General features: G+C 72.4%; 14 protein-coding genes and 1 pseudogene. 3 read left to right on the forward strand and 12 right to left on the reverse strand.

Annotated elements, in window-relative coordinates; translation table 11 throughout:
* Positions 1-158 precede the first annotated feature (158 nt).
* Complete coding sequence (locus ACZ6QQ_RS07750) at positions 159-1,856, forward strand: metallophosphoesterase family protein (RefSeq protein WP_465875081.1); 1,698 nt, start codon at positions 159-161, stop codon at positions 1,854-1,856.
* Positions 1,857-1,968: 112 nt separating this feature from the next.
* Here ACZ6QQ_RS07750 and gatB read toward each other — a convergent pair whose 3' ends face one another.
* From gatB to ligA, 5 genes and pseudogenes are all read right to left on the reverse strand, one after another.
* The gene (gatB, locus tag ACZ6QQ_RS07755) at positions 1,969-3,462 is read right to left on the reverse strand and encodes an Asp-tRNA(Asn)/Glu-tRNA(Gln) amidotransferase subunit GatB (protein ID WP_465875082.1); all 1,494 of its coding nucleotides are present in this window, start codon (positions 3,460-3,462) and stop codon (positions 1,969-1,971) included.
* A 50-nt stretch (positions 3,463-3,512) separates the two neighbouring features.
* Complete coding sequence (gatA, locus tag ACZ6QQ_RS07760; RefSeq protein ID WP_465875083.1) at positions 3,513-4,988, reverse strand: Asp-tRNA(Asn)/Glu-tRNA(Gln) amidotransferase subunit GatA; 1,476 nt, start codon at positions 4,986-4,988, stop codon at positions 3,513-3,515.
* A 5-nt stretch (positions 4,989-4,993) separates the two neighbouring features.
* Complete coding sequence (gatC, locus tag ACZ6QQ_RS07765; protein WP_329108173.1) at positions 4,994-5,293, reverse strand: Asp-tRNA(Asn)/Glu-tRNA(Gln) amidotransferase subunit GatC; 300 nt, start codon at positions 5,291-5,293, stop codon at positions 4,994-4,996.
* Positions 5,294-5,715: 422 nt separating this feature from the next.
* Positions 5,716-7,833, reverse strand: a pseudogene (locus ACZ6QQ_RS07770) (putative bifunctional diguanylate cyclase/phosphodiesterase); the annotation flags it as partial.
* Positions 7,834-8,011: 178 nt separating this feature from the next.
* A complete protein-coding gene (gene ligA / locus ACZ6QQ_RS07775; RefSeq protein ID WP_465875084.1) occupies positions 8,012-10,153 on the reverse strand; it encodes an NAD-dependent DNA ligase LigA in 2,142 nt (713 codons plus the stop codon).
* A gap of 57 nt (positions 10,154-10,210) precedes the next feature.
* Between ligA and ACZ6QQ_RS07780 the strand changes: the two genes are divergently transcribed.
* Both ACZ6QQ_RS07780 and ACZ6QQ_RS07785 read left to right on the forward strand, forming a co-directional pair.
* On the forward strand, positions 10,211-10,336 hold the full coding sequence (locus ACZ6QQ_RS07780; protein WP_465875085.1) for a hypothetical protein: 126 nt from the start codon (positions 10,211-10,213) through the stop codon (positions 10,334-10,336).
* Positions 10,337-10,370: 34 nt separating this feature from the next.
* A complete protein-coding gene (locus tag ACZ6QQ_RS07785; RefSeq protein WP_465875086.1) occupies positions 10,371-10,889 on the forward strand; it encodes a type II toxin-antitoxin system PemK/MazF family toxin in 519 nt (172 codons plus the stop codon).
* Positions 10,890-10,935: 46 nt separating this feature from the next.
* On the opposite strand, the gene ACZ6QQ_RS07790 is transcribed toward ACZ6QQ_RS07785, so the two are convergent.
* From ACZ6QQ_RS07790 to ACZ6QQ_RS07820, 7 genes are all read right to left on the reverse strand, one after another.
* On the reverse strand, positions 10,936-11,952 hold the full coding sequence (locus tag ACZ6QQ_RS07790) for an ADP-ribosylglycohydrolase family protein (protein WP_465875087.1): 1,017 nt from the start codon (positions 11,950-11,952) through the stop codon (positions 10,936-10,938).
* 80 nt (positions 11,953-12,032) lie between these two features.
* Entirely contained in the window at positions 12,033-12,392 is a 360-nt protein-coding gene (locus tag ACZ6QQ_RS07795; RefSeq protein WP_465875088.1) for a VOC family protein, read from the reverse strand.
* 115 nt (positions 12,393-12,507) lie between these two features.
* Positions 12,508-13,515 carry a methionine synthase gene (locus tag ACZ6QQ_RS07800; protein WP_465875089.1) on the reverse strand — a complete coding sequence of 336 codons (1,008 nt, stop codon included), beginning with the start codon at positions 13,513-13,515 and terminating at the stop codon, positions 12,508-12,510.
* Positions 13,516-13,546: 31 nt separating this feature from the next.
* A complete protein-coding gene (mnmA, locus tag ACZ6QQ_RS07805) occupies positions 13,547-14,620 on the reverse strand; it encodes a tRNA 2-thiouridine(34) synthase MnmA (RefSeq protein ID WP_465875090.1) in 1,074 nt (357 codons plus the stop codon).
* 49 nt (positions 14,621-14,669) lie between these two features.
* Positions 14,670-15,848: a cysteine desulfurase family protein gene (locus ACZ6QQ_RS07810; protein WP_465875091.1), complete on the reverse strand. Its 1,179-nt coding sequence runs from the start codon at positions 15,846-15,848 to the stop codon at positions 14,670-14,672.
* 245 nt (positions 15,849-16,093) lie between these two features.
* Positions 16,094-17,053, reverse strand: a complete 960-nt coding sequence (locus tag ACZ6QQ_RS07815) for an electron transfer flavoprotein subunit alpha/FixB family protein (RefSeq protein ID WP_465875092.1) — start codon at positions 17,051-17,053, stop codon at positions 16,094-16,096.
* 26 nt (positions 17,054-17,079) lie between these two features.
* Entirely contained in the window at positions 17,080-17,871 is a 792-nt protein-coding gene (locus ACZ6QQ_RS07820; RefSeq protein ID WP_465875093.1) for an electron transfer flavoprotein subunit beta/FixA family protein, read from the reverse strand.
* Between the last annotated feature and the right edge of the window lie 67 nt (positions 17,872-17,938).

A 17,938-nucleotide genomic window follows, 5' to 3' on the forward strand; every position in this document is an offset into this window, starting at 1 on the left:
GGCCGAAGCTGCCCCCGCACCGACCGAAGCCGACCAACGCCGGCCGAGCCGACCGACGGAACGACAATCTGACCGACAGACGGGCACCGCACGATGTCAACCAACCGGCCTGACCGGGTTTCCCGAGAACCCGCACCGGGCAGGGAATGATTTACCCCATGGACAGGCACGAAGACGACGAGGAACAGACCGCCGGCACCGGCCCAGCCCCGGCGGCCCCGCGCGGGCCACACCCGGTCGGCCGGATCCTCCGCCTGCTCACCCGCCCGGTCCGGCCCGCGCTGCGGCTCACCGGCCGGGTCCTGACCTCGACCCCCGCCCGCCGGATCGGCATGGCCCTGGGCATCGTCGCGGTCGCGGTCGCCGGAGTCGTCGCCGGCGTGCTGCTCGCCGGCCCGACGAACGTCGACATCGGCCCGTTCCGCGCCCAGATCGCCATCACCCCCACCGTCAGCGGCGGCACCTCGGTCGACATTCCGCCACTGGGCGCGCTCCAGATCGACAGCCACGCCGGCCCGGCCCACCTGTCGATCCAACTCGGCGCCCTCGACCTGCGCCGCACCGAGGCACTGATCGGCGACCCGGCCGGCATCGCCCGCGCCAGCCAGTCCGCCGTCTCCGACGTCACCAACGGTGTCATCCGGGCCGGACTGCGTACGGTTTCGGTCGCCGTACTGGCCACCCTGGTCCTGGCGTTCCTGGTGTTCCGCAACACCCGCCGGGTCGCCTGGGCCGGCGGGCTCTCGCTGCTGATCACCGGCGGCAGCCTCGGCATCGCCGCACTGACCATCCGGCCCGAGGCGATCGAGGAGCCCCGCTACGAGGGGCTGCTGGTCAACGCCCCCGCCGTCGTCGGCGACGCCCGACGCATCGCCAACGACTACGGCAAGTACGCCGACCAGGTGCAACGCCTCGTCGGCAACGTCAGCAAGCTCTACACCACCGTCTCCGCGCTCCCGGTCTTCGAACCGGCCCAGGGCACCACCCGGGTGCTGCACGTCTCCGACATCCACCTCAACCCGACCGGGTGGCAGGTGATGCGGACCGTCGTCGAGCAGTTCGACATCGACGTGGTGGTCGACACCGGCGACATCACCGACTGGGGCAGCGAGCCGGAGGCATCCTTCCTCGGCTCCATCGGCGTGCTCAAGGTGCCGTACGTCTTCATCCGGGGCAACCACGACTCGGCCGCGACCGCCGCGGCCGTGGCCCGGCAACCGAACGCGATCGTGCTCGACAACACCGTACGGACCGTCGCCGGGCTGACCATCGCCGGCATCGGCGACCCCCGGTTCACCCCGGACAAGGAGACCTCGCCGAACGGCTCCGGCGGCACCCCGCAGGTGATGGAGCAGGTCACCAACGCCGGGGTGAAACTCGCCACCACCGTACGGGCGGCGAACCCGCCGGTGGACATCGCGCTCGTCCACGACCCCGCCTCCGGCGTGGCGCTCAACGGCGCCTGCCCGCTGGTGCTGGCCGGTCACGTCCACCACCGGGAGATCGACCCGCTGCCCCAACTGCCCGGCCAGCCGCCCACCCTCATGCTGGTGGAGGGTTCCACCGGCGGCGCCGGCCTACGCGGCCTCGAAGGCGAGAAGCCGCTGCCGCTGGCCCTGTCGGTGCTCTACTTCGACCAGCAGCGGATGCTCCAGGCGTACGACGACATCGAGGTCGGCGGCACCGGCCAGGCCCAGGTCAGCCTCGAACGCCACCTGGTCCAACCCCCACAACCCACCCCCACCACGAGTGCCACCCCCACCCCCGGCGCCACCATCCCCGCCCCCTCCCTCCCCGGCACCCCACCCCCCGTAATCCCCCCCACCCCCACCCCCACCCCCACCCCCACTCGCTGAGCGCTGGGGCCTCATGTAGAGAAAGAGTGGCAATTCCCGAGGGAATTGCCACTCTTTCTCTACAACTGCGCGGATCTTGGGCCTGGGGGGGGTGGGGCGGGGCAGGGGCGGGTTAGGTGAGGCGGGAGAGGATGAGGTCGCGGACGGTTTTGGCGTCGGCCTGGCCTCGGGTGGTTTTCATGACGGCGCCGACCAGGGCGCCGGCGGCGGCGAGCTTGCCTTCGCGGATCTTGGCGGCGATGTCCGGGTTGGCGGCGATCGCCTCGTCGACGGCGGCGGTGAGCGCACCGGTGTCGGAGACGACGCCGAGCCCCCGGGCGGCCATGATCTCGGTCGGGCTGCCCTCGCCGGCCACCACGCCTTCGAGCACCGTACGGGCGAGCTTGTCGTTGAGCTTGCCCTCGTCCACGAGCCGCTGGAGTTCGGCGACCTGGGCCGGGGTGGCCCCGACGGCGGCGAGGTCGACGCCGGACTCGTTCGCCCGGCGGGACAGCTCACCCAGCCACCACTTGCGGGCGCCGGCCGGGGTGGTGCCGGCGGCGACGGTCTGCTCGATCAGCTCGACCGCGCCCGCGTTGAGCACGGACTGCATGTCGAGGTCGGAGAGCCCCCACTGTTCCTGCAACCGCTGCCGGTGTACGCGCGGCAACTCGGGCAGCGCGGCCTTCAGCTCGGCGACCCAGGCCGGGTCGGGCGCGATCGGCACCAGGTCCGGCTCGGGGAAGTAGCGGTAGTCGGTGGCGGTCTCCTTGGACCGGCCGGGACGGGTGTCGCCGGTGTCCTCCTGGAAGTGCCGGGTCTCCTGAATGATCTTCGTGCCGGCGTCGAGCAGGGCGGCCTGCCGCAGCATCTCCGACCGGACGGCCCGTTCGACGGAACGCAACGAGTTGACGTTCTTCGTCTCGGTACGGGTGCCCCACTCGTCGCCGGGGCGGTTGAGGGAGGTGTTCACGTCGCAGCGCAGTGAACCCTCCTCCATCCGTACGTCGGAGACGCCGAGCGAGCGGAGGACGTCGCGCAGCTCGGTGACGTACGCACGGGCGGTCTCGGGGGCGAGTGCACCGGTGCCGGGGATGGGCTTGGTGACGATCTCGACCAGCGGGATACCGGCCCGGTTGTAGTCGACCAGGGACTCGGTGGCACCGTGGATGCGTCCGGTGGCGCCGCCGACGTGCAGCGACTTACCGGTGTCCTCCTCCATGTGCACCCGTTCGATGCCGATCCGGACCGTCTTGCCCTGCACCTCGACGTCGAGGTAACCGTCGACGCAGAGCGGTTCGTCGTACTGGCTGATCTGGAAGTTCTTCGGCATGTCCGGGTAGAAGTAGTTCTTCCGGGCGAACCGGCACCAGTCGGCGATGGTGCAGTTGAGCGCGAGGCCGATCCGGATGGTCGCCTCGATCGCGGCCTTGTTCGCCACCGGCAGCGAGCCGGGCAGGCCGAGGCAGACCGGGCAGGTCCGGGTGTTCGGCTCGCCACCGAAGTCGGTCGGGCAGCCACAGAACATCTTGGTGTTCGTGCCCAGCTCGACGTGGGTCTCCAGGCCGACCACCGGCTCGTACCGCTCGACGACGTCGTCGTACGAGGGCAGGACGATCGCGCTCATCAATACTCCAGCTCTCGAGCGACATCCGGACAAAGCATGTTCAAGCGTACTCAGAGTGCCGGCGGGGTGAACGTGCCGACCGCAGACTCCAGGGCGGCGGCGACCCGGTACATCCGGTCGTCGGCCATGGTCGGGGCCATGATCTGGAGGCCGACCGGCAGCCCCTCGGAAAGGCCGCACGGTACGGAGATCGCCGGGCCGCCGTACAGGTTGGTCGGGATCGTGTAGAGGTCGGCCAGGTACATCTGGTACGGGTCCCCGGTCCGCGACCCGAACGGGAACGCCACGAACGGGGTGGTCGGCGAGATCAGCACGTCGACCTGCTCGAACGCGGCGGTGAAGTCGCGGGTGATCAGGGTCCGGACCTTCTGCGCCTGCCCGTAGTAGGCGTCGTAGTAGCCGGAGGAGAGCGCGTAGGTGCCGAGGATGATCCGCCGCTTGACCTCGGGACCGAAGCCCTGGTCGCGGGTGAGGGACATCACCTCTTCGAGCGACTTCACCCCGTCGTCGCCGACCCGCAGGCCGAACCGGACCCCGTCGAACCGGGCCAGGTTGGACGAGCACTCGCTCGGCGCGATCAGGTAGTACGCGGGGAGTGCGTACTCGAAGTGGGGGCAGGAGACCTCGACGATCTCGGCCCCGAGCTTGGTCAGCGTGTCGACCGAGTCGCGGAACGCGGCCAGTACGCCCGGTTCGGCTCCCTCGCCGGAGAACTGGGTGACGATGCCGAGCCGTACGCCGGTCAAGTCGCCGGTGGCCCCGAGCCGGGCGGCGGCCACGACGTCCGGCACCGGTGCCGGGATGCTGGTGGAGTCGCGCGGGTCGTGGCCGCCGATGACGGTGTGCAGCAGGGCCGCATCCTCGACCGTACGGGCGCACGGGCCGGGGGTGTCCAGCGACGACGAGAAGGCGATCAGCCCGTAGCGGGAGGTGCCGCCGTAGGTGGGCTTGGCGCCGACGGTGCCGGTGACCGCTCCGGGCTGGCGGATCGAGCCGCCGGTGTCGGAGCCGATCGCCAGCGGCGCCTCGTACGCGGCGAGCGCGGCGGCGCTGCCACCACCGGAGCCGCCGGGGATCCGGCCCAGGTCCCACGGGTTGTTGGTGGGCCCGTAGGCGGAGTATTCGGTGGAGGAGCCCATCGCGAACTCGTCCATGTTGGTCTTGCCGATCGGCACCGTGCCGGCGGCGCGCAGCCGCTGGACGATGGTCGAGTCGTACGGCGGGCGCCAGTTTTCGAGGATCTTCGAGCCGGCGGTGGTCGGCACGCCCCTGGTGGTCAGCACGTCCTTGACGGCGACCGGCACCCCGGCGAGCGGGCCGAGCGGTTCTCCGGCGGCGCGGCGGGCGTCGACGTCGCGGGCGGCGGCGAGCGCCCCCTCGGTGTCGACGTGCAGGAAGGCGTGCACCCGGTCGTCGACGGCGGCGATCCGGTCGAGGTGCGCCTGGGTCACCTCGACCGCGGACGCCTGGCCACCGGCGACAAGGGCCGCGACCTCCGTCGCGGTCATCCTGGTCACGTCACTCATGCCGGTCAGGCCTCCTCGTCCAGGATCCGCGGTACGCGGAAGCGTTGTTCCTCAACGTCCGGTGCACCGGACAGCGCCTCGGCCGGGGTCAGGCACGGCACCACGACGTCCTCGCGGAGCACGTTGGTCAGCGGCACGGAGTGCGAGGTGGGCGGGATGTCGGCCGCGGTGACCTCACCGACCCGGGCCACCGACTGGAGGATCACGTCGAGCTGGCCGGCGAAGGTCTGCAACTCCTCCTCGGTGACGGCGAGCCGCGACAGTCGCGCCAGGTGCGCGACCTCCTCGCGGGAGATGGCGGCCATCGGTGCCCCCTTCGTGCGTGGACGTGCTTACCGGCGCAGCGTGACACGCGCACCGTGACCGAGCGAGTCTATTTGTCGGCCGTCGGCGTGCTCTCCCCGACTCCCCCCGCTCCGGCGAGCTCGGCCGGGTCACCGCTGGGCGGCTCGGGCAGGAACGAGCCGTCGTCCTCGACCCGCACCGTCACGATCGACCCGTCCCGCTCGACCCGCACCGTCAGGTACGCCCCGTCCCCACCGACCGCCTCGCTGGGCTGCGCCGCCGAGGAGGGGACGACCAGGTCGACACCGGCACTCGGGGCCGAAGCCGGGGCGGTGTCGCCGGGCAGAACCGGGGCCGGGTCGGTGGTCGGGACGGTGTCGGCGCGCGGCGCCGGGTCGGTGGTCGGGGCGGGTGGGGTGGCGGACTTGACGGCGATCGGGGGCCTGGAGTGGTGCCGACCGGAGACGTCCTGGACCGGGCCGGGCACCAGCGGGCGGTAGCGGGCCAGCCAGGCGGCCAGCTCCTCGGCCGGCATCGGCCGGGCGTAGAACCAGCCCTGGGCGACGTCGCAGCCGGCGGCGTGCAGCAGCCGCCAGGTACGCGCGTCCTCGACACCCTCGGCGACCACCCGCAGGCCGAGCGCACCGGCCAGTTCGATCACCGAGCGGACGATGGCGGCGTCGTCGGCGTCGGTCGCCATCCCGAGGACGAACGAACGGTCGACCTTGACCTCGGCCAGCGGCAGCCGGCGCAGGTGCTGCATGGAGGAGTAGCCGGTGCCGAAGTCGTCCAGGGCGATCGCCACGCCGATCTTGTCGAGCCGGGCGATGGTGGCGAGCACCCGGTGCGGGTCGGCCATCAGGGCGCCCTCGGTGATCTCCAGCTGGATCCAGGACGGCGGTACGCCGTACCGGGTCAACCGGTCGGCGAGCTGGTCGGCGATCTCCCCGGTGTGCAGGTCGCGGACGCTGACGTTGACCGCTGCCCGCAGGGCGAGGCCGGCGGCCGACCACTTGGCGAGCTGTTCCACCACGTCGTCGATGACCCGTCGGGTGAGCAGGCGCATCACCGCGCTCTGTTCGGCGACCCGGATCAGCTCCTCCGGGTCGACCATGCCGCGTACGGGGTGGCGCCAGCGCAGCAGCGCCTCGACCCCGACCACCTCACCGGTGGCGATCGCGATCTGCGGCTGGTAGTACATGGTGATCTCACCGGCGTCGGCGCCGCCGCCCCGGTCGAGGACCCGACGCAGGTCGGCGAGGAGGTTCAGCCGCTCGGGCGAGTTGTGGTCGGACTCGGGGGCGTACACGGCGACGGTGTCGCCCCGGTGCTTGGCGTCGTACATGGCGACTTCGGCGTGGCGCATCAGGGTGGCGAAGTCCTCGCCGTGCTCGGGGTAGAGGGCGACGCCGACGGAGCCGCTGACGTCGAGCGGCAACCCGTCGAGCGCGACCGGGTCGACCAGCGCCTCGACCACGCGTTCGGCCAGGGCGCGGGCTTCGTCGACGTCGCGCAGCCCGCAGGCGAGTACGGCGAACTCGTCGCCGCCGAGCCGCACGACCAGGTCGGCGGGGCGGATCGTGCCGTCGGCGGGGCGGACCGTGGCGGTGAGTCGTTCGCCGACCCGGACCAGCAGCCGGTCCCCGACCGCGTGTCCGAGGGCGTCGTTGACGTGTTTGAACCGGTCGAGGTCGAGCAGGAGCAGGGCCAGGTGCCGCCCGGTTGCCCCCTTCGCGGCCTGCTCGGCGTGGATGGCGAGCTGGTCGCCGACCTCGACCAGCAGGGCCTTGCGGTTGGCCAGCCCGGTGAGCGGATCGAGCCGGGCGAGGTGTTCCTGTTCGGTGGAGAGCCGGGCCATCCGGTAGACCGCGTAGAGCGGCACCAGGACCAGCGGGATCAGCGCGGGGCTGACCCGGCCGGCGACGACCACCACCGGGCCGAGCAGCAGCAGCGATCCGGTGGAGAGCAGTTCGAAGCCGAGGCCGTGCCGGAAGGTCGACCACCACGGGCTACCGAAGCGCAGCCGTACGGCGAGCGTGACGCAGCCGTAACTGACGGCGAACCAGGCGCCGGTGGCGGCGGCGACGATGGCGACGTCGGCCCAGCGCGGGTGTGGTGGGGCACCGAAGGCGGCTTCGGCGACGCCGAGCCGGGTGACCGCGTGCGCGGCGGCGAGCGCGCATGCGTACTGGGCGATGTTGAAGGCGGTGCGCCAGGCGGCGTGCCGCAGCCGGAACCCGGCGACCAGTACGGCGACCGCCTGCACGGCGACCGCCGGGGCGAGTCCCCAGCCGAGCAGGATGGCGAAGGTGAAGCAGACGCTGGGGAAGACCGCCGGGCTCTGCCTGCGGCCGGGTGGGGTGAACGGTCGTGCGTCGGATACGGCAGCGAGCGCGGCCATGACCCAGAATGCCGGCGGTAGTTGGGGAATCTGGTCGGGCAACGACATCAGCGGTACGGCGGAGATCAGGGCGGCCGCCCCGACGGTCGCCCAGACGAAGCCGAAGAACGCGGTCGCCCGTCCAGGAGGAACGGAGTTCCGCAGCACCGCGGCCTCCATGTGACCTCCCGACCCGTGGTCCCGGGGCGCGGCGGACCTGCCGCGCTGGTGCACCCATCAAACGCCCTCTTCGGACGGATGTGGGGGGCGACAGACGCGAATCGGTTGTAGTCGTGACTAACTTGAAATACGCGGCATCTCGCCGGGGCGCGACTATAACTCAGAGCTGAACCAGCGCTTACTCTTCGTTAGCTTGTGCCGCCGCAGCGGCCGCCTCGATCGCCGCTTCCGGGCCCTCGGCCAGCAGAATCTCGAACCCGGCCTCGTCCAGGATCGGCACCTTGAGTGACGCCGCCTTGTCAGCTTTGCTGCCCGGATTCTCGCCCACCACCACGAAATGGGTCTTCTTCGAAACCGAACCGCTGACCTTGCCGCCGCGCGACTGCACCGCCTCCGCCGCCCGGTCCCGCGAATAGGCGGCCAGGGTGCCGGTGACCACGACCGTCATCCCCTCCAGCGGTCGCGGCCCCTGCTCCACCTGTTCCTCGACCATCCGCACCCCGGCCGTGGACCACTTCTCCACGACCTCGCGGTGCCAGTCGACGGTGAACCACTCCCGCAGGCTGGCCGCGATCGTCGGACCGACCCCGTCCACCGAGGAGAGTTCCTCCTCACCGGCGGCCTCGATCCGCTCCATCGAGCCGAAGTGGCGGGCCAGCGCCTGCGCCGCCGTCGGCCCGACGTGCCGGATGGAGAGCGCCACCAGCACCCGCCACAGCGGACGCTGCCGGGCCTCGACCAGGTTGTCGATCAGCTTGACCGCGTTGCTGCCCAGGCTGCCGTCCTTGTTGACGAAGAGCGGCACCCCGGCCAGCTTCTCCGCGTCCAGCGAGAACAGGTCCCCCTCGTCGACGATCGCCCCCGCGTCGAGCAGCGCGCCGGCCGCCTTCTCCCCCAGCACCTCGATGTCGAGCGCGTTGCGGTTGGCCAGGTGGAAGACCCGCTCCCGCAACTGGGCCGGGCAGGACCGGGTGTTCGGGCAGCGGATGTCGATGTCGCCCTCCTTGGCCGGCGCCAACGGGGTGTCGCAGGCCGGGCAGCGGGTCGGCATCTCGAACGGGTACGCGTCGTCCGGGCGCAGGTCGACCACCGGGCCGAGCACCTCGGGGATGACGTCGCCGGCCTTGCGGATCACCACGACGTCGTTGATCAGCACCCCCTTGCGGACCACCTCCTGGGCGTTGTGCAGGGTCGCCTTCCGGACGACGGACCCGGCCACCCGGACCGGTTCCAGCACCGCGAACGGGGTGACCCTCCCGGTACGCCCGACGTTGACCTCGATGTCGAGCAGTTTGGTGGTGACCTCCTCCGGCGGGTACTTGAAGGCGATCGCCCAGCGGGGTGCCCGGCTGGTGGAGCCGAGCCGGCCCTGGATGGCGACCGGGTCGACCTTCACCACCACCCCGTCGATCTCGTGCTCGACGTCGTGCCGGTGCTCGTTGTAGTAGTCGATGTAGTCGCGTACGCCGGCCAGGTCCGGCACCACCCGCCACCGGTCGCTGGTCGGCAGCCCCCAGGCGCGCAGGGTCGCGTACGACTCCGACTGGGCCACCGGCTCGAAGCCGCGCCGGGCACCGATGCCGTGCACCACCATCCGCAGCGGGCGCGAGGCGGTGATCCGGGGGTCCTTCTGCCGCAGGCTGCCGGCGGCAGCGTTGCGCGGGTTCGCGAACGGGTCCCTGCCCTGCTCGACCAGGGCGGCGTTCAGGTCGGCGAAGTCGGCGACCGGGAAGTAGATCTCGCCCCGTACCTCGACCAGCTCCGGGATGGCGGCGCCGTCGGCCAGCCGCTCGGGGATGGTCCGGATGGTCCGTACGTTCGGGGTGACGTCCTCGCCGGTGCGGCCGTCGCCCCTGGTCGCGGCCCGGACCAGCCGGCCGTGCTCGTAGGTGAGGTTGATCGCCAGCCCGTCGACCTTCGGCTCGCACAGGTAGCTGACCGCCCCACCGGCGTCCCGTTCCACCCGCTCGGCCCAGGCGGCCAGCTCGTCGATGTCGAAGGCGTTGTCCAGCGACATCATCCGCTCGGCGTGGGTGACCGGCGTGAACAGGGTGGAGAAGGTGCCGCCGACCCGCTGGGTGGGCGACTCCGGGGTGCGCAGCGACGGGAACCGCTCCTCCAACCCCTCCAACTCCCGCAGCATCCGGTCGAAGTCGGCGTCCGGGATGCTCGGCGTGTCCAGCACGTAGTAGCGGTACTGGTGGTCGGTGATCTCGGTGGCGAGCACGGCGTGCCGCTCCCGGTCGGCCGGGCCCGGATCAGCGCCGGCCGCCGCCTCCTGTTCGGCGCTGACCTGCTGCGGGATCGCTTCCTCTGACACCAGTTGACCTCCGTGCTCGCGTTACCCCCGCACGGTAGCCGGCCGGGCGGACATCGGATGGCCGGGGCGTCGGACCCGCTGGTGCGGGCGTCGGGAAGCCGGGTGCCCGCCTACCGGATGCCGGCCGCCGGATGGCGTGCGAGGATCGCCACCGCCGGCAACGCCGCACCGGTGATCTTCTGACCGGTCGACCCGGCCCGACGACGACGGAGGACCGATGCCCACCTGGCTGCTCTGGCTGATCGGGATCGGCCTGGTCGTGGGCGTGACCGGCTGGACCGTACGCCGGTTCCGTCGGGGTCCGGGCCGCCCGTCCCGTCCGGGCCGCGCGCCCCGGCGGCCCCGGGGTCGTCCCACCGCGCCGCCGCGCCCGAGGTCCGGCCCCGCGACCAAGCCGGCCGAGCCGGGGGTACGGCCGCAGCCCGGCGAGATCTGGTGGGCCGACGTGCCGTACGAGGACGGGACCGGTTCGAAGGTACGGCCGTGCCTGGTACTGCGCGGCGGTCGCCGGGACGCGGAGGTCCTGAAGATCACCAGTCAGGACAAGAGCGAGCGGGACGACCACGTGAGGATCACGACCCGGAGCTGGGACCGCACCGCCGCGCGGGACAGCTGGCTCGACCTGTCCGACCCGATCCGGGTCCCGCTGACCGCGTTCGACAACCGGGCCGGCAGTTGCGAGCCCGAGCTGTGGCACCGGGTCGGCCAACTCCACCGGTTGCCCCACACCCGCTGACCGCCGGCCGTCTCTCCCCTCGGCGCGGTGATCCAGCGGGCGATGGTCAGTCCCAGACGCCACCGAGGGCGGCGAGCTGGTCGGCGTACTCGATCTGGTCGGACCAGGGTTCCGGGAAGATCTCCACGCCGCCGGCCGCGCCGAGGAACGCCCCGGCCAGGGCGGCGATCGAGTCCGAGTCACCGGCCGTCGTCGCGGCGCGGGCCAGCGCCGACACCGGGTCGTCCGGGTGCCGCAGGGCGCAGAGCAGCGCGGTGGCCAGCGCCTCCTCGGCGATCCAGCCGTCGCCGGTGGCGGTGCACGGGTCGGCACCGTCGTCGGGCTCGGACAGCGCCGCGTCGAGCCGGTCGAGCACGGCCAGGCACTCGTCCCAGCCGGGGGCGATGAAGTCCGACGGTTCGGCGACCCCGGGACGCTGCCACAGTTCGCCCAGCCAGTCGATCCGGTAGACGGTCCGCTGCCCGACGGCCCGCTGCCGCAGCAGGGCCGGCACGTCGGCCAGCGCGGCGCCGTCGCGCAACACCCGCACCGCGTACGCGGTCAGCTCGCTCGCCGCGAGCGCGGTCGGGTGACCGTGGGTGAGCCCCGCCTGGAGCTGGGCGACTCCGGCGAGCGTGTCCAGGTCGTACCCCGGCACCAGCCCGACCGGGGTGACCCGCATGTTCGCGCCGCAGCCCTTCGAACCGGCCACGGTCGCCGCCTGCCAGCGGCCGCCCTTGGACAGCTCACCGCAGGCCCGCAGGCAGGTCATGCCCGGTGCCCGGTTGTTGTCCGGGCTGACCGCCCAGTCGAGGAACCGGGCCCGCAGCAACGGTTCGAGCACCTCCGGTGTCGCGGCGGGGGCCTCGTGCAACGCCCAGCCGACCGCCAGCGCCATCTGGGTGTCGTCGGTGACCAGTGCCGGATCCCCGGTCAACGTACGCGGCCCGCCGGCCCCGTACCGCGCCTCGATCTGCGGCACGGTCAGGAACTCGGTCGGCTTGCCCAGCGCATCCCCGTAGGCCAGCCCGAACATCGATCCCGTTGCACTGCGCGCCGGCCGTACCGGCATGTCCCACCCCATGCAGTGATCATGCCCGTCGCGGTCAACCCGCTCGGGCCGGCGGTCACTCCCTACGGTTGCGTGCGCACCACGTACACCGGTCAGTCGTCCCAGACCAGGCAGAACGGGTGCCCGGCCGGGTCGGCGTAGACCCGCCAGTTCTCTCCGCTGCCGGGCAGCCGGGTGGCGCCGAGCGCGAGCACCTCCGGTTCGGCCGCCTCGATGTCCGCGACCGTCACGTCGATATGGAACTGCTGCGGCCGTTCCGGATCGGGCCAACGCGGTTCTCGCAGGTCGGGAGCCTGCTGGAAGGCCAGCCGGGGCTGCCCCGGCCCGCCTGCGAGCGTCACCCAGTCATCGCTGTCGTAGGCCACCGTCCGGCCGAGCACCTTCCCGTAGAAGGCGGCCAGCGCCCGCGGGTCCGGGCAGTCGATCACCACACTGCGCAGTTCTCCGATCATCGCCCCATCCTGCCCCGCTCGCCCCACCCCGGCCATCCGGGTTGGCGGCACTGTGGCGGGCCACTACCCCTACCGGGGCAGCAACCCGCCACAGCCGACGTGGTGCGCGCGGGGGTCAGACCTCGTAGAGGCGGCGGCCGGCTTCTCGGGCGGCGGTCAGGACGGTACGGGCGTACTCCGGGCTGGCGCCGGCCAGGCCGCAGGCGGGCGTGACGACCACCTGTCGGGCCAGCTGCGGACGGGGGAAACCGAGCCGGTCCCAGAGTTGGCGGATCCGGTCGGCGACCCGTTCCGCCGAGGGATCCGGCCCGGACGCGGGCGGCGTTCCCGGAATCGCACCGACCAGCAGGCCGAGCCCGGACTCGATCGCCTCACCCAGCGGGTCGAGCTGCTTGATCAGGTCGAGGTCGAACGAGACGGCGACGGCACCGGCGGTGCGGAACAGCTCCAGCGGCACGTCCGGGGCGCAGCAGTGCAGCACGACCGGTGTGTCGGCGGCGTCCACCACGGTCCGCAGCAGGTCCCGGGCGGCACTCGTCTCGACCGCCCGGTACGCGCTGAAGCCGCTCTCGGTGGGCACGTGACCGGCGAGCACCGCCGGCAGGGACGGCTCGTCGACCTGGAGCAGTACGGTCGCCCCCGGCAGCCTGCGGCGTACGTCGGCGACGTGGGTGCGCAGCCCCTCGGCGAGCGAGTCGGTCAGGTCCCGTACGGCTCCGGGGTCGCGCAGCAGCCGCCCACCGATGGCGAGGTCGACGTTCGCGGCCAGCGTCAGTGGTCCGGTCGCCTGCACCTTGACCGTGCCGGTGAAGCCGTCGGCCTGCTCGGTGAGCTGGTCCAGGTCCCGTTCCAGCAGGTCGTGGGCGCGGCGCAGGTCCTTGCCGGAGCGCGCGGCCACCCGCCACCGACCGGTGTATAGCTCGACCGGCAGGTCGACCAGGAAACCGGCGGTACGCCCGATCAGGTCGGCACCGGGCCCCCGACCGGGCAGCTCCGCGAGGTGCGGCAGTGCGGGCAGTTCACCCAGCACGATCCGCTGTACCTCGACGACGTCCGTGCCGGGCATGGAACCGATACCGGTGGCCGCACCGGCGGGCCAGGGCCATGACTGATCGTGGTTCACAGGCCGAAGGCTAGTGCACCGGCCGTCAAGATCAGCCCGTGATGGTCGCGGAGCCGAGCACCACGTCGCCGGCCGGGTCGGGCCGGTACGCCACGATCGCCTGGCCGGCGGCGACGCCCCGGACCGGCTTGCCCAGCTCGGCGTGGAGGGTGTCGCCGGTGACCCGGACCGTGGCCGGCACCACCTCGCCGTGCGCGCGCAACTGCACCTGGCACCGGGTGGCCTCGGTCGGCAGGGCGCCACCGGTCCACACCGGACGCCGGGCGGCGACCTCGCTGGCCTCCAGCGCCTCGACCGGGCCGACCGTCACGGTGTTGGTCTTGGGGGTGATCGAGAGCACGTAGCGGGGCTTGCCGTCGGGGGCGGGCACACCCAGCGAGAGGCCCTTGCGCTGGCCGACGGTGTAGGCGTACGCACCGGCGTGGGCGCCGACGACGGCACCGGTACGGGCGTCGACGATGTCGCCGGGGGCCTCGCCGAGCCGGTCGGCGAGGAACTTGCGGGTGTCGCCGTCGGCGATGAAGCAGATGTCGTGCGAGTCGGGCTTGTCGGCGACGGAGAGGCCACGCTCGGCCGCCTCGATCCGGACCTGGGCCTTGGTCGAGTCGCCGAGCGGGAAGACCGACCGGTCGAGCTGCTCTCGGGTCAGCACCGCGAGGACGTACGACTGGTCCTTGGCCAGGTCGACGCTGCGCCGCAGCAGACCGTCGTCGCCGCGCCGGGCGTGGTGGCCGGTCACCACGGCGTCGAAGCCCAGCGCGATGGCCCGGTCCAGCACCGCCGCGAACTTGATCTTCTCGTTGCAGCGCAGGCAGGGGTTCGGCGTACGGCCGGCGGCGTACTCGGCGACGAAGTCGTCCACCACATCCTCGTGGAACCGGTCGGCCAGGTCCCAGACGTAGAACGGGATCCCGATCACGTCGGCGGCCCGCCGGGCGTCCCGCGAGTCCTCCAGCGTGCAGCAGCCGCGCGCACCCGTCCGGTACGTCTGCGGGTTGCGCGACAGCGCCAGGTGCACGCCGGTCACCTCGTGCCCCGCCTCGACCGCCCGCGCGGCGGCGACCGCCGAATCGACCCCGCCGGACATTGCTGCCAGAACCCTCACCGGAAAACCCCCTTCACCGTGTTCGAGGGTAGCTCTGCGCCCGGCACGGTCAGCGTCGGGCAGACCGGGTACCGCCGGCCCGGCGGGCCCGCTCCACCGCGGCGGGCAGCGCGGCGATCAGCGCGTCGACGTCCTGCTCGGTCGAGGTGTGCCCGAGCGCGAACCGCAGCGACGAGCGGGCCCGGTCGTCGTCGGCCCCCATCGCGAGCAGTACGTGCGACGGCTGGGCCACCCCGGCGGAGCAGGCCGAACCGGTCGAGCAGGCGATCCCCTGCGCGTCGAGCAGCATCAGCAGGGCGTCGCCCTCACAGCCGGGGAAGGAGAAGTGGGCGTTGCCGGGCAGCCGGTCGGCCGGGTCGCCGTTGCAGACCACTTCCGGGACCACCTCGACCAGGCGCTTGGTCAGGTCGTCGCGGAGGGTGGCGACCCTCGCGGCGTACTCGCGCTGGGAGTTGACGGCGGCCTCGACGGCGACCGCGAAGGCGACGATGCCGGCCGCGTCCAGGGTGCCGGAACGGACGTCGCGTTCCTGTCCGCCGCCGTGCAGCAGCGGGGCGCAGGGCACGTCCCGGCCGAGCAGTAGGGCGCCGACGCCGACCGGGCCGCCGAGCTTGTGCCCGGTCAGGGTGAGCGCGGCCACGCCGCTGGCGGCGAAGTCGACCGGCACCTGACCGACGGCCTGGACCGCGTCGGTGTGCACCGGGACGCCGTACCCGGCGGCGACCTCGGCGAGTGCGGCGATCGGCTGGACGGTGCCGACCTCGTTGTTCGCCCACATGACGCTGACCAGGGTGGTCCGGTCGCCGTGTTCGCCCAGCTCGGCGGCGAGCGTGGCCGGGTCGACCCGGCCGGTGGCGTCGACCGCCAGCAGGCCGGCGTCGGCGCCCTCGTGCTGCTGGAGCCAGTGCACCGAGTCGAGTACGGCGTGGTGCTCGACCGCGCTGACCACCACCCGGTTCCGGGTCGGTAACGCGGCACGCCGCCCCCAGTGGATGCCCTTGACGGCGAGGTTGTCGCTCTCCGTACCGCCACCGGTGAAGATCACCTCGGAGGGGCGGGCACCGAGTACGGCGGCGACCCGCTCGCGGGACTCCTCCACCCGGCGGCGGGCCCACCGGCCGGCGGCGTGCAGCGACGAGGCGTTGCCGACCTCTCGGGCGGTGGCGACGTACGCCTCCAGCGCCGATTCGAGCATCGGCGTGGTCGCGGCGTGATCCAGATAAGTCATCGCGACAAGCCTATCCGCACCCGTAAGGAGCGCACCGACAGGCGGGCAGTAATCCCTGCCCCGAGGGGTGGGGATCTGCCGCTGGCCCGGTTCGGCGACGATTGCCCCGCCCCGCCCGGATCACTCCCGGCCGCCCACCGGCCCACGCGTACGCCGAAGGTGGCCGCCCGGATCCGGACGGCCACCTCGATGGACGGCTTGCGCTCCTTACCGACCCGTGCCGGGTCGGCGGTGGAGCGGGGGTGCTACTTGCGCTTGCGGATCTCCTCGGCGGCCTGCGGGACCACCTTGAACAGGTCGCCGACAACCCCGAAGTCGGCGAGTTCGAAGATCGGCGCCTCGCCGTCCTTGTTCACCGCGACAATGGTCTTGGAGGTCTGCATGCCGGCCCGGTGCTGGATCGCGCCGGAGATGCCGAGCGCCACGTAGAGCTGCGGCGAGACCGTCTTGCCGGTCTGTCCGACCTGGAACTGGTGCGGGTAGAAGCCGGAGTCGACCGCCGCGCGGGACGCGCCGACCGCACCGCCGAGCAGGTCGGCCAGCTCCTCGACCAGCTTGAAGTTGTCCGCGTTGCCGACACCGCGCCCGCCGGAGACGACCACCGACGCCTCGGTCAGCTCGGGCCGGGAGCCCTTCTGCTCGGCGACCCGCTCGACCACCCGGGTCAGCCGGTCGGCCGCGCCGAGCTCGACGGTGAGCTGCTCCACCTCGGGCGTGGCCGGGGCCGGGCTCGGGGTGACCGAGTTCGGCCGGAGGGTGACCAGCGGCAGGCCACGGGTGACCTTCGACTTGACGATGGTGGAGCCGGCGAAGGCGACCTGGGTGGCGGTGCCGTCGGCGGCCAGTTCGACGATGTCGGTGAGGATGCCGTTGTCCAGCTTGACCGCCAGCCGGCCGGCGATCTCCTTGCCTTCCTGGGTGGATCCGAGCAGCACGGCGGCCGGCTGCACCCGCCGGACCAGGTCGGCGAGGACGGTGGCCTTCGGGGCCACCAGGTGCCCGTCGATCTCCTCGCTCTCGGCGGCGTAGATCTTGGCGGCGCCGTACTCGCCCAGCTTCGCGGCGAGCGCGTCGGCGGCACCGGGGCCGCCGAGCACCACGGCCGACGGCGTACCCAGCTCGCGGGCCAGGGTGAGCAGTTCGAGGGTGACCTTCTTGACACCGAACGTTGTGGTGGCCTCGACCACGACAAGCACTTCAGCCATGACCGTCTCTTCTCTCTCGAACCTGCTCAGACGAACTTCTCGGTGGCGAGGTACTCCACCAGCGCGACGCCGCCGGAGCCCTCGTCGGTGACCTTCGCGCCGCCGGAGCGCGCCGGGCGCTTGCTGTGCTCGACCACCAGGCTGGTCGCGCCGGCCGCGCCCACCTCGGCCGCGGGCACCCCGAGATCGCCGAGCGACAGGGTCTGTACCGGCTTCTTCTTCGCCGCCATGATCCCCTTGAACGAGGGGTAGCGCGGCTCGTTGATGGTGTCCCAGACGGAGACGACGGCGGGAGTGGTGGCGCTGATCACCTCGTAGCCCTCCTCGGTCTGCCGCTCGGCGGTGAGCACCGCGCCGTCGGCGCCGGGCTCGACCGTGAGCTTGCGGGCGCCGGTCAGCGCGGCGACGCCGAGCCGCTCGGCGAGCATGTGCGGCAGCACCTGGACCCGGCCGTCGGTGGACTCGGCACCGCAGATGACCAGGTCGGCGTCGAGGGTGCGCAGGGCGTCCGCGAGCACCCGGGAGGTGGCGACGGCGCAGGATCCGTGCAGCGCGTCGTCGAGCACGTGTACGGCCTTGTCCGGCCCCATCGACAGTGCCTTGCGGATCGACTCGCTGGCCCGGTCCGGTCCCATGGTCAGCACGGTCACCTCGCCGCCGTGCGCTTCCTTGATCCGCAACGCCTCTTCGATGGCGTACTCGTCCATCTCGTTGATGACGTTGTTTGCCGACCCCCGGTCGGTGGTGTTGTCGTCACTGCGCAGGTTGCGGTCCGCGCCCGAGTCGGGCACCTGCTTGACGAGTACGACGATGTTCATCGCGCTTCGACGACCCTCCTGTTGGTGTTGCCGGCATCGCCCGGTCCGTGGCGCAGCGTCCCGCGCC

Source organism: Micromonospora sp. NPDC049529 (assembly GCF_055586685.1).